Genomic DNA, 11,810 nt, shown 5'->3' on the forward strand with positions numbered 1-11,810 from the left:
GTTGCGCCCGGCTCCGCCGCGCTTCCGGTCCCCACTACGCGCTCCCGAACCTTCTGTTGCGCGAAGCGTATTCCTCGCACGCCGCCCACAGGTCGCGCCGGTCGTAGTCCGGCCACAACTTGTCCTGGAAGATGTACTCGGCGTACGCGGCCTGCCACAGCATGAAGTTGCTGGACCGCTGTTCCCCCGAGGTCCTCAGGAAGAGGTCCACGTCGGGGATGTCGGGCCGTTGCAGGTGATGCGCCACCGTCGACTCCGTGATGCGCTCCGGATTCAGCCTGCCGGCGGCGGCTAGGCGCGCGATTTCCTTTGCGGCGTCAGCGATTTCGGCACGACCTCCGTAGTTGACACAGTAGTTGACCGTGATGACGTCGTTGTCCTTCGTCATGTCCTCCGCGATCGCCAACTCGTTGATCACGCTGCGCCACAGCCGTGGCCGCGAACCCACCCACCGGATTTTGACCCCTATGGTCTTCAAGTTCACGCGGCGCATGCGGACCACGTCCCGGTTGAAGCCCATCAGGAAGCGGACCTCCTCGGGGGACCGCTTCCAGTTCTCGGTGGAAAATGCATAGAGGCTCAGCCACTTGATGCCGATTTCTATTGCGCCACAGACGACGTCAATGACTACCGCCTCGCCCGCGCGGTGGCCATCGGTGCGCGTCAGTCCCTGTTCGGTGGCCCAGCGGCCGTTGCCGTCCATCACGATGGCCACATGGTTGGGCAATCGGTCCGCCGGAATACGCGGCGGGCTTGCTTTCGAGGTGTGCTGCGGCGGGCGGCTCGGGCCGCCGTCACGAGATGGCGGTAGTTCGGGGAAGACCACCGGCCATGTCGATTTGTCGGGGAAAACCGGGTAATCGTCGGGCGCCGGGGGCAACTGCGGGAAACCGGTCGACTTGAGCTTGCGCTCGGCTTTAGCCACAGTCCAACTGCTCCATCAGCGCTGCGCGCCGTTCGGCGATGGTGCGGTCGACGTGATACGTCCGTTCCACCAGTGGCAACGTCTTGAGCTGGCGTTCCAGATGCCATTGCAGGTGCGCGGCCACCAGTCCGCTGACGTAGCTGCGGTGCGATTGCGGGGCCTCTTCGGCGAACACCCAATCGCCGTCGTGCAGCGCCGACATCAGATCCAGCACGCCCGGCGGCGGTGTCGTCGAACCGGCCGGGCGGCAGTGCGTGCAGACGCTGCCCCCGGCGCCGACGTGAAACGCGCGGTGCGGCCCTGGCGTGGCGCACCGGGCGCACTCGGTCAGCGCCGGCGCCCACCCGGCGATGCCCATGGCACGCAGCAGGTAGGCGTCCAGCAGCAGGTCCCGGGAGCGGCGGCCGTCGGCCACCGCCCGCAAGGCGCTGACCGTGAGCCGGTGCAGGGTCGGGGCGGGGGCCCGCTCCTCCCCGGCGAGGCGTTCGGCGGTTTCCAACATCGCGCACCCACAGGTGTAGCGGCCGTAATCGCTGACGATGTCGGTGGCGAACGCGTCGATCGAGACGACCTGGGTGACGATGTCGAGATTGCGGCCGGGGTGCAGTTGCGCGTCGATGTGCGCGAACGGTTCCAGCCGCGCGCCGAATTTGCTGCGGGTGCGGCGAACGCCCTTCGCCACCGCCCGAACCAATCCGTGGTCACGGGTGAGCAGCGTGACGATCCGGTCGGCTTCGCCGAGCTTGTGTTGGCGCAACACCACCGCCCGGTCTCGATACAGCCGCATCACCATAGTTTTGCACCCCGCCGCGACAATGCTGGTATCCGCGCCGGTTAGTCTCGTACCCCGTGATTGGCGCTTTCGAGTCAGGCCCTGGATCCATTTTCGGATCCGGTGGCCAGCGCCTGCCCACACTGACTGACCTGCTCTATCAGCTTGCCAGCCGGTCCGTGACTTCGGTCACACTGGTGCGCCGGTCGCTGCACGCCATCCACGCCAGCCAGCCCACGCTGAACGCCTTCCGCGTGGTGCTCACCGAGTCGGCCCTGGCCGACGCGGCGGCGGCGGACCGGCGGCGGGCGGCCGGCGACACGGCGCCGTTGCTGGGTATCCCGATCGCGGTCAAAGACGACGTCGACGTTGCTGGAGTGCCGACCGCGTTCGGCACCGAGGGATATGTCTCACCCGCCACCCACGACGCCGAGGTTGTTCGCCGCCTCAAGGCCGCGGGCGCGGTGATCGTCGGCAAGACCAACACCTGCGAGCTGGGCCAGTGGCCGTTCACCAGCGGACCCGGGTTCGGGCATACCCGCAACCCCTGGTCGCGCCGGCACACCCCGGGCGGCTCCTCGGGGGGCAGCGCGGCCGCCGTGGCCGCGGGGCTCGTCACCGCGGCGATCGGCTCGGACGGGGCCGGCAGCGTCCGCATCCCCGCCGCGTGGACGCACCTGGTGGGCATCAAGCCGCAGCGCGGCCGCATCTCCACCTGGCCGCTGCCGGAGGCGTTCAACGGCATCACGGTCAACGGCGTGCTGGCCCGCACGGTGGCCGATGCGGCGTTGGTGCTCGACGCGGCGTCGGGCAACGTCGAGGGCGACCGGCACAAGCCACCCCCGATCACCGCCTCCGACTATGTCGGTATCGCGCCCGGCCCGCTGAACATCGCGCTGTCAACCCGATTCCCCTACACCGGTTTTCGGCCCAAGCTGCATCCCGAGATATTGGCGGCGACGCGAGCCGTGGCCAGCCAGCTCGAGCTGCTCGGCCACACCGTGGTGCCGGGCAACCCCGACTACGGGCTGCGGTTGTCGTGGGATTTCCTCGCCCGGTCGACCGCCGGCCTGCGGGACTGGGAGGAGCGGCTGGGCGACGGGGTGATCCTCGACCCCCGCACGGTGTCCAACCTGCGGGTGGGCCACGTGTTGGGTCAGGCGATCCTGCGTACCGCGCGCCGGCACGAAACCGAGGCCCAGCGTCGGGTGGGTTCGATCTTCGACATCGTCGATGTCGTCCTGGCTCCGACTACCGCCCAGCCGCCGCCGCTGGCGCGCGCCTTCGACCGGTTGAGCGGCTTCGGCACCGATCGCGCGATGATCGCCGCCTGCCCGCTGACCTTCCCGTGGAATGTGCTGGGCTGGCCGTCGATCAATGTGCCGGCGGGGTTCACCTCCGAGGGGCTGCCGATCGGCGTGCAGTTGATGGGGCCGCCCAACAGCGAGGGCATGCTGATCTCGCTGGCCGCCGAACTGGAGGCCGTGTGCGGGTGGTCGACCAAGCAGCCGACGATGTGGTGGAACGCCGAAACGGGCACACCGCCGGTGTCCGGCGCCACGCCGCGGAAGTGAAGCCTTTCAAGTTGACTTCGCTTGTGCGGCTTCGGGTTTGCCTGTGCCCACACCGGGAATGGGGGCGCGGCAGAGTGATCGGCGGAGACCGGGAGCGAATCACGTTCTGCTTCGACGAATTCGGCTACCGGGCACCATCAATGCGCGGGTTGCTCGAGGCGGTCGCATAGCCGGGAGCAACGTGGGTACACCGGATCAATGGACCAATCTGATGCTCCCCTGTTAGATGCGCTGGTCGATTACCGGGAAAAGAACCGGTACGGGTTCACGCCGCCGGGCCACCGGCAGGGCCGCGGCACCGATGACAGGGTCCTGGCGGTGCTGGGCCGCGAGCCGTTTCACGACGACGTGCTCGCCAGCGGCGGGCTGGATGACCGCAGGACCAGCCACCAGTACCTCAAGCACGCCGAAGACCTGATGGCCGAGGCCGTGGGTGCCGACATCGCCTGGTTCTCCACGTGCGGCAGTTCGCTGTCGGTGAAGGCGGCGATGATGGCCGTGGCCGGCGGCGACGGCAGCCTGCTGGTCAGCCGGGACAGCCACAAGTCGATCGTCGCGGGCCTCATCTTCTCGGGCGTGCAGCCCCGGTGGATCACCCCCCGCTGGGACGCCGAGCATCACTTCTCGCACCCCCCATCACCGCAGCAGGTGGCGGAGTCCTGGGAAAAGCACCCCGACGCCGCCGGTGCGCTCATCGTCAGCCCGAGCCCGTATGGCACCTGCGCCGACATCGCGGGGATCGCGGAGGTCTGCCACGCGCGCGGCAAGCCGTTGATCATCGACGAGGCCTGGGGGGCGCACCTGCCGTTCCACGAGAACCTACCGACCTGGGCGATGGATGCCGGTGCGGACGTCTGCGTTGTCAGCGTCCACAAGATGGGCGCCGGCTTCGAACAGGGCTCCGTGTTTCACGTGCAGGGCGACCTGATCGATCAGGACCGCTTGTCGGCCTGCGCGGACCTGCTGATGACCACCAGCCCCAACGTCCTGGTGTACGCCGCGATGGACGGGTGGCGGCGCCAGATGGTGCAGCACGGGCACGAATTGCTGGATGGGGCATTGGATCTCGCGTGCCAGCTGCGCAAGGACATCGAATCCATCCCGGATGTGCAGGTGCTCGACGACGAATTGCTCGGCGTGCAGGCTTCCCACGACCTGGACCGAATGCAAGTGTTGATGGACGTGTCCGCCACGGGCACCTCCGGTTATCAGGCGCACGACTGGCTGCGCGAGCACGCCCACATCGATACGGGGATGAGCGATCACCGCCGCATCCTGGCGACACTGTCGATGGCCGACGACGAAGACACCGCCGGCCGCCTCACGGAGGCGCTGTGGGCCTGGCGCAAAGCCGCCCACGACTTCGAGCCGCCACCGCGCATCGACCTGCCGTCACCGGAGCAGATGGAGTTGGAAACCGTCTGCCTGCCGCGCGACGCGTTCTTCGGGCGCATCGAATCGGTATCCACCGACCGAGCCGTCGGCCGCGTCGCCGCCGAGCAGTGCACACCGTATCCGCCGGGCATTCCCGCCGTCGTACCCGGCGAGCGCCTCAACGGGGCTGTGCTGGACTACCTGTGTTCCGGTGTGCGCGCCGGCATGAACGTCCCCGACGCGGCGGATCCGTCACTGCAGACAATCCGCGTGCTTGCCTAGCGGCGATCGCAAGCGCGGGGAACCCGGGCGCCGCGGGTCACCGCAATATCATCTCCGCGGGCGCGACATCACCCGATTGCCAACGGCTTTGACGCTGTCGGGCAGCACGCGGTTGGCAGCACCCATGGCCTTGACGAGGACCGACCCGGCGACGACCTTCTGATCGCCGCGCATCAGCGACTCGAACCCTTGCCGCGCGACCTTGGCCGGATCGTCTTTGGGGCCCTTGCCCATCAGGGACTCAACCATCTTGGCTCGGCCGAAGAAATTGGTGTCCGTCGGTCCGGGCATCAGCGCCGTGACAGTGATTGAGGTGTCGCGCAATTCATCCTGGAGCGCTTCGGCGAACGATTGGACGAAAGACTTCGACGCGTTGTACACCGGCTGATACGAACCCGGCATCTGGGCCGCAATGGACGACGTGAACAGCACCTTGCCCGAGTCACGATTCGCCATGTCGCGCAACACCAGCTTGGCCAGGTGAACCGTCGAGCGCACGTTGAGGTCGACGATGCTGAGGTCGTCGGCGAGTTCGCTCTTGAGGAACATCTCGCCGCGGCCGATGCCGGCGTTGAGGGCCGCGGCGGCCAGCACGCGGTCGCCTTCGATCGTGCTCTGGTACAAGTGCTCCACCCCCTCGGGGGTGCGAAGGTCGACCTGGATCGGCTGGACGGCGGAGTCCCACCGGGAGAGTTTGTCCGGTACGTCCCTGATGGCGTCCTCTTCGGCCGCCACGACCAGGTCGTAGCCGTGTTGGGCGAACTGCTTGGCCAGTTCGAGCCCAATGCCGCTGGACGCGCCGGTCACTAAAGCTAACTGTGCTTGGGTCATACGCGACGGCTACCCGTCGTCGATGCCACCAAACTTCAGAAGCCCAGCCGACCAAGCTGTTTGGGGTCGCTCTGCCAGTTCTTGGCGACCTTGACGCGCAGGTCGAGGTAGACCTTGGTGCCGAGCAACTTTTCGATCTGGCCGCGCGCCGCGGTGCCCACCTGTCGCAGCCGGGCGCCGCCCTTGCCGATGACTATCCCTTTCTGGCTGTCGCGCTCGACGTAGAGCAGCGCGTGCACGTCGATGAGGTCGTCGCGGTCCTCCCGGGGGTTGACCTCGTCGATGACCACCGCCAGCGAGTGCGGCAGCTCGTCGCGGACGCCCTCCAACGCGGCCTCACGAATGAGCTCCGCCATCAGGACTTCCTCGGGCTCGTCGGTCAGCTCGCCGTCGGGGTAGTACGCGGGGCCGGGGGGCAGCGCCGCGGCGAGCACGTCGATCAGCACGTCGACCTGTGCCCCGGTGGCCGCGGAAACCGGGACGATCTCCGCCGAGTCGCCGACCAGCTCGCTGACCGCGACCAGCTGCGCGGCCACCCGGTCCCTGGGCACCTTGTCGATCTTGGTGACGATGGCCACCAGCGCCGTCTTCGGTGCGTTGGAACGGATTTGGTCGACGATCCATCGGTCGCCCGGGCCGATCGCCTCGTCGGCCGGGATGCACAACCCGATCACGTCGACTTCGGCATAGGTGTCGCGCACCAAGTCGTTGAGCCGCTTGCCCAGCAGAGTGCGCGGCCGGTGCAGGCCCGGCGTGTCGACCAGGATGATCTGGAAGTTCTCCCGGTGCACGATGCCGCGGATGGTGTGCCGGGTGGTCTGCGGCCGCGTCGAGGTGATCGCCACCTTGGTGCCGACGAGGGCGTTGGTCAGTGTCGACTTACCGGTGTTCGGCCGGCCGACCAAACACACGAAGCCGGAATGGAATTCGGTCATTCGCCGGCGCCCCGCCGCTCAGCCATGCTCGTCGGCCCCACGACCGGCGGAGCCGTTGGACTCGGGTTCGGCCGGGCTCAGCAGGACCGTGCCGATCCGTACCCGCCCCCGGTGGTCGGTGCCGCCTTCGGCTTGCAGGCGCAGGCCATGCGAGACCACCTCGGCCCCGGGCAGCGGAACCCGGCCCAGTTCCAGGGCGAGCAGGCCGCCGACGGTATCGACGTCGAGGTCGTCGTCGAAGTCCACATCGTAGAGCTCGCCGAGGTCTTCGATGGGCAACCGCGCCGATACGCGGAAACGTCTGTCGCCCAGGTCTTCTACCGGTGCCGTCTCCGCCTGGTCGTACTCGTCGGCGATCTCGCCGACGATCTCCTCCAGCACGTCTTCGATGCTCACCAGTCCGGCTATCGCACCGTACTCGTCGACGAGAAGCGCCATGTGGTTGCGGTCGCGCTGCATTTCGCGCAGCAGCGTATCCAGCGGCTTGGAGTCCGGCACGAACACCGCCGGACGCATCACCTGCGCCACGGTAATGCCCCGGCCGCCATCCCCCGAAAGAAAGCTCTGCTGCACAAGGTCTTTGAGGTACACGACGCCGACGATGTCGTCGACGTTCTCGCCAATCACCGGGATGCGCGAATGCCCACTGCGCACCGCGAGGTTCAACGCCTGACTGGCAAGCTTGTCGCTTTCGATCCAGATCATCTCGGTGCGCGGCACCATCACCTCGCGGGCCGGGGTGTCGCCGAGCTCGAAGACCGACTCGATCATCCGGCGTTCGTCGGCGGCGACCACGCCGCGCTGCTGGGCCAGGTCCACGACTTCGCGAAGCTCGATCTCGGACGCGAACGGCCCGTTGCGCAGGCCGCGCCCCGGCGTCAGCGCATTACCCAGGACCACCAGCAACCGGCTGAGGGGCATCAACAACCACGAAATGAGCCGCAGCGGAACGGCCGTCGTCAACGAGATGGAATACGCGTGCTGGCGACCCAGCGTGCGCGGACCGACCCCGATGACGACGAAACTGATGACCACCATGGTCGCGGCGGCCCCGAACAACGCCCAGCTCAGGCCGAAGTTGTCGTACAGGAAAAGCACCAACAGCACGGTCGCCGTGATCTCGCAGGTGATGCGCAGCAGCACAACCAGGTTGATGTAGCGCGGCCGCTCGGCCATCACCTCGGCCAGCGACACGGCGCCGGGCCGCTCCTCGCGCACCAGCTCCTGGACCCGGGCCAGCGACACGGTGCTGATGGCCGCATCGATCGCCGCGAACAGCCCGCCGATAGCGATGAGCGCCATCGCGCCGAGCAGCCAAGAAAGACCGGTCAATTCCCGGAAGACCTTGACGTGGTGACAGGCTCCCCTACGTCGTCGTCGCTCCGCTTCCGACTGAGGGCCCAGGCGGTAAGGCACACCACTATCCCCAGCGTCCCGTAGCCCAGCGCCGAAGGCCACCAGGGCGGGGCGGGTTGGGTCGGCTCCTCGTGCGGGCGCACGGCGAGCACCACCAGAAAGTTGCCGTCGTCGGTCGGCCCGGCGTGCGGCAACGACTGGGTCTTCGTCACCCTGATCTGGGCGCTGCTGCTGCTGGAGTCGTTGATCTCGCCCCAGGCCATAGTGGAGTCGTCGAGCAGGAAGGTCTGCTGACTGCCCCCGGGCTGGCTTTCGTCCCGGCCCACGACCGCCACCTGGGCGACCTCCACCGTCTGGGTGGCGGCGGGGACAGCGACCAGGACAGTCTGGTACAGCTTCGGGGGGGCCGGCGGTTTGAAGTCCGGTGGCGGGGGGCCGTTGAAGCCGTCCGGCGGTACCGAGCCACCGCCATAGAAGCTGCCCGCCGCCACCCAGCTGTCACCGACCGCGGTGAACGGGACCACGCCGACGGTCGCGGCGTCCAGCACGATGCGCGAACCGGGCGCCAGATACGCCTCGCGGTCGGCACCGTTGTAGGAGTAGCGGAAGACCATGCCCTCTTTCAGAGGGTTGAAGAGCGCCGGGCGGCGGTAGGCGTCGTCGTAGTCGACGTAGTCCCAGTGGCGGGGGCGGACCAGCTTCTGATTGTCGACCTTGAGGACGTCGACGTTTTCCCGGTGGTTGCTGACGACATTCTGCACCCGCTGGTTGAAGTCGACCTGCTTCGGTGGCTTCGGGGGGTCGGCGGGATTGACCCGCGTCGCCGGTGCGGCCTTGGCCGCCGCGACCGCCTGCGGCGGAACGTCGAGCCCCCGCGGCGGGGCCACCACCGAGACGTTTCTCGACGCGTCGGGGCCCGGCGGGTTGATCGTGGCAACCGGGTTGGTGGGCGGCAGGTTTGGCGGGATGGCCGGCGGCGCATGCACCGGCTCCGGGCTCGGCGGCACGTACGGGGGAAGCTCGGGAACCTGCACCTGGGTCGGGGACGGCTGAGCCCGGCGCGGCGGCGCGTCCTGGGAGCACACGTTGGAGGTGTGATACTGCGCCACCAGATACTGACACCAATTGCAGCTGGTCGGGTTCGACCCGCCGCCGGCGCAGGGGGCCGCCTCTGCCGCCCCGATCGTGTTGGCCATCAACGAGATCGGCGCGAAGGCGATGGCGGCCGCAGCCGCGATTCCGAGTGCTTTAAGTAAGCTCAATTGTCGAAATACCTTGACTTGTCCAGCAACTGACGGTCCCGCTCCTGCTGGCGGTCCTGATGGTAGGCCTCGACTTGCTCGGCGACCCACTCTTCGAGCAACCGGTCCTGAAGGGTGAACATCTCTTTTTCCTCGTCCGGCTCGCCGTGGTCGTAGCCCAGCAGATGAAGCACGCCGTGGATGGTCAACAGTGCCAACTCGTGGCCGAGGCTGTGCCCCGCCGCGTCGGCCTGCCCGGCCGCGAATTCCGGGCACAGCACGATGTCACCCAGCATCGACGGACCCGGCTCCGGGGCGTCGGGCCGGCCACCCGGCTCGAGCTCGTCCATCGGGAAACTCATCACGTCCGTCGGGCCGGGCAGGTCCATCCACCGCATGTGCAGGTCGGCCATGGCCGCGGTGTCCAACAGGACCATCGACAGCTCGGCCGCCGGGTTGACGTCCATCTTGGCGATGACAAACCGTGCGACGCTGATCAACTCCGTTTCGGAGACGTCAATGCCCGACTCGTTGGACACTTCGATGCTCATGAGACGCCCATCAAACAGTCACAGCCCTCATCACCGGCGCCCACGAGAGACCGACGCGCGCCGAGCCGCCCGGTTCATCGTCAGGCCCGGCTCTTCGAATCTGGCGTAGGCGTCGACGATTTCGGAGACCAGCCGGTGGCGTACCACGTCCACACTGGTCAGCTCCGCGATGTGGATGTCCTCGACGCTGTCCAGGATCTCGATCGCCGACCGCAGACCCGACTTGGCGCCACCGGGAAGATCCACCTGGGTGATGTCGCCGGTGATGACCATCTTCGATCCGAAGCCGAGCCGGGTGAGGAACATCTTCATCTGCTCGGCGGTGGTGTTCTGCGCCTCGTCGAGGACGATGAAGGCCGAATTCAGCGTGCGGCCACGCATATACGCCAGCGGCGCGACCTCGATGACCCCGGCGGACATCAGCTTGGGGATCAGCTCGGGATCCATCATGTCGTACAGGGCGTCATACAGCGGCCGCAGATACGGGTCGATCTTCTCGCTGAGTGTGCCCGGTAAAAAGCCAAGGCGCTCACCGGCTTCCACCGCCGGCCGGGTCAGGATGATGCGGTTCACCTGTTTGGTCTGCAACGCGCTGACCGCCTTGGCCATCGCCAGGTACGTCTTGCCGGTGCCGGCCGGGCCGACCCCGAAGACGATGGTGTTGGCGTCGATCGCGTCGACGTAGCGCTTCTGGTTGAGCGTCTTGGGCCGGATCGTCTTGCCGCGCCGCGACAGGATGTCCAGTGTGAGCACCTCGGCCGGCGACTCGTTGTCGGTGCCGGCCAGCATGGCGACGCTGTGGCGGACCACCTCCGGCGTCAACGGCTGACCGTTGGCGACGATCGCGACGAGTTCGGAGATCGCGCGCTCGGCCAGCGCGACGTCGGCGGGCTCGCCCGAGACGGTCACGGCATTGCCACGCACGTGCAGGTCGGCGTTCAGGCTGCGCTCCAGCGCGCGAAGGTTTTCGTCCGCCGAGCCCAACAAGCCGACGACGACATCGGGCGGAACATCGATGCTGCTGCGTACTTCGGCGTTGGCCTGGAGGCCTCCGGCTGCGTCAACAGCGCTGGTCTCGCGGGGCGTCACGTGGCTCTCGATGCCTGCTTTCTCGGCTTGTCGGTGGTTTGCTCGGCTGCCTAAGTCTACGCCGGGGCCCCAGATTGGTCAGCCTTCAGCCGCGTATTCGCGGGGGCCGGGTGGTTGCCTCGCGACGGGCCGATCCGCACCGGCCCGCCCGGGACCAGCGACGACGCGGCACGATCGCGCTACGCCCTACAGGGTGGAGGCCTGGTCCCACCGTGGGGTGAGCACGCCGAGCGCCCCCAGCGCCACCGCCGCGGCGGTCGACGTGCGCAGCACCTGGGGGCCTAGCCGCACCGGCACCGCCCCCGCTTCGGTCAACGCGGCGATCTCGTCGGGCGCGATGCCGCCTTCGGGACCAACCACGACAAGCAGCGCGGTCGCGCGGGCGATATCGAGTTTGGTCAGCGGGTCGGTGGCCGACTCGTGCAGGGCCAGCGCCACGGCTCCGGCGGCCTGGCGCACTGCGAGGTCGAGCACGCCGGCCGCGACGGGTTGAGCGCCCGGGTACTGAAGCGCTGGAGCGTCGCGGCGGGGCAACCGCCGGTCACCGTGGTGCAGGCGCTGCCGAAGTCGGACCGCTCGGAGCTGGCCATCGAATTGGCCACCGAAGCCGGGGCGGACGCCTTCGTCGCCTGGCAGGCGGCCCGGTGCGTGGCCAGTTGGCAGGGTGCCCGCGTGGACAAGGGCCTGCGCCGGTGGCGCGCCGTCGCCCGTTCGGCGGCCCGGCAATCCCGACGGGCGCACATCCCGCCCGTCGAGGGCGTGCTGTCCACCGCGGGACTGGCCCAGCGGATCCGCGACGACGTGGCCGCCGGAGCCGTGGCGCTGGCCCTGCACGAGTCGGCCACCGACCCGCTGACCAAACTCGATATCGCCCGCGCGA

General features: G+C 68.1%; 11 protein-coding genes and 1 pseudogene. 3 read left to right on the plus strand and 9 right to left on the minus strand.

Translation table 11 applies throughout. The features are described from left to right. Positions 1–34: 34 nt before the first annotated feature. Both A5711_RS03380 and recO read right to left on the minus strand, forming a co-directional pair. Positions 35–925: a decaprenyl diphosphate synthase gene (locus tag A5711_RS03380; RefSeq protein ID WP_067944060.1), complete on the minus strand. Its 891-nt coding sequence runs from the start codon at positions 923–925 to the stop codon at positions 35–37. Further along, positions 918–1,712, minus strand: a complete 795-nt coding sequence (recO, locus tag A5711_RS03385) for a DNA repair protein RecO (protein WP_067944075.1) — start codon at positions 1,710–1,712, stop codon at positions 918–920. The genes A5711_RS03380 and recO overlap by 8 nt, the downstream gene beginning before the upstream one ends. A 62-nt stretch (positions 1,713–1,774) precedes the next feature. Between recO and A5711_RS03390 the strand changes: the two genes are divergently transcribed. After that, the gene (locus A5711_RS03390; RefSeq protein WP_067944061.1) at positions 1,775–3,271 is read left to right on the plus strand and encodes an amidase; all 1,497 of its coding nucleotides are present in this window, start codon (positions 1,775–1,777) and stop codon (positions 3,269–3,271) included. 198 nt (positions 3,272–3,469) lie between these two features. Then, a complete protein-coding gene (locus A5711_RS03395) occupies positions 3,470–4,927 on the plus strand; it encodes an aminotransferase class I/II-fold pyridoxal phosphate-dependent enzyme (protein WP_067944062.1) in 1,458 nt (485 codons plus the stop codon). A gap of 48 nt (positions 4,928–4,975) precedes the next feature. Here A5711_RS03395 and A5711_RS03400 read toward each other — a convergent pair whose 3' ends face one another. The 7 genes from A5711_RS03400 to A5711_RS03430 form a co-directional block, all read right to left on the minus strand. Further along, positions 4,976–5,758, minus strand: coding sequence for an SDR family oxidoreductase (locus A5711_RS03400; protein ID WP_067944064.1), 783 nt, complete (start codon positions 5,756–5,758; stop codon positions 4,976–4,978). A 35-nt stretch (positions 5,759–5,793) separates the two neighbouring features. Beyond that, positions 5,794–6,693 carry a GTPase Era gene (gene era, locus A5711_RS03405; RefSeq protein WP_067944065.1) on the minus strand — a complete coding sequence of 300 codons (900 nt, stop codon included), beginning with the start codon at positions 6,691–6,693 and terminating at the stop codon, positions 5,794–5,796. An 18-nt stretch (positions 6,694–6,711) separates the two neighbouring features. Then, positions 6,712–8,025: a hemolysin family protein gene (locus A5711_RS03410; protein WP_067944066.1), complete on the minus strand. Its 1,314-nt coding sequence runs from the start codon at positions 8,023–8,025 to the stop codon at positions 6,712–6,714. Continuing rightward, positions 8,022–9,245, minus strand: a complete 1,224-nt coding sequence (locus tag A5711_RS03415) for a hypothetical protein (RefSeq protein ID WP_067944077.1) — start codon at positions 9,243–9,245, stop codon at positions 8,022–8,024. The genes A5711_RS03410 and A5711_RS03415 overlap by 4 nt, the downstream gene beginning before the upstream one ends. Positions 9,246–9,307: 62 nt before the next feature. After that, positions 9,308–9,841 (minus strand): rRNA maturation RNase YbeY, encoded by a 534-nt coding sequence (gene ybeY / locus A5711_RS03420; RefSeq protein WP_067944067.1) that lies wholly within the window; start codon positions 9,839–9,841, stop codon positions 9,308–9,310. 30 nt (positions 9,842–9,871) lie between these two features. Then, positions 9,872–10,930 (minus strand): PhoH family protein, encoded by a 1,059-nt coding sequence (locus A5711_RS03425; RefSeq protein WP_067944069.1) that lies wholly within the window; start codon positions 10,928–10,930, stop codon positions 9,872–9,874. A gap of 186 nt (positions 10,931–11,116) precedes the next feature. Beyond that, positions 11,117–11,404, minus strand: coding sequence for an RsmE family RNA methyltransferase (locus A5711_RS03430; RefSeq protein WP_082975640.1), 288 nt, complete (start codon positions 11,402–11,404; stop codon positions 11,117–11,119). On the opposite strand from A5711_RS03430, the pseudogene A5711_RS03435 reads away from it, so the two are divergent. Continuing rightward, positions 11,333–11,810: pseudogene (locus tag A5711_RS03435) on the plus strand (16S rRNA (uracil(1498)-N(3))-methyltransferase); the annotation flags it as partial. The gene A5711_RS03430 and the pseudogene A5711_RS03435 overlap by 72 nt on opposite strands.

The sequence above is a fragment of the Mycobacterium sp. E2238 genome (genome assembly GCF_001672665.1).
Taxonomy (GTDB): domain Bacteria; phylum Actinomycetota; class Actinomycetes; order Mycobacteriales; family Mycobacteriaceae; genus Mycobacterium.

Coding starts and splice junctions, on each gene's coding strand:
- recO (WP_067944075.1), bottom strand. CDS start 1,712: ATGCGGCTGTATCGAGACCGGGCGGTGGTGTTGCGCCAACACAAGCTC.
- A5711_RS03395 (WP_067944062.1), top strand. CDS start 3,470: ATGGACCAATCTGATGCTCCCCTGTTAGATGCGCTGGTCGATTACCGG.
- A5711_RS03400 (WP_067944064.1), bottom strand. CDS start 5,758: ATGACCCAAGCACAGTTAGCTTTAGTGACCGGCGCGTCCAGCGGCATT.
- era (WP_067944065.1), bottom strand. CDS start 6,693: ATGACCGAATTCCATTCCGGCTTCGTGTGTTTGGTCGGCCGGCCGAAC.
- A5711_RS03415 (WP_067944077.1), bottom strand. CDS start 9,245: ATGGCCAACACGATCGGGGCGGCAGAGGCGGCCCCCTGCGCCGGCGGC.
- ybeY (WP_067944067.1), bottom strand. CDS start 9,841: ATGAGCATCGAAGTGTCCAACGAGTCGGGCATTGACGTCTCCGAAACG.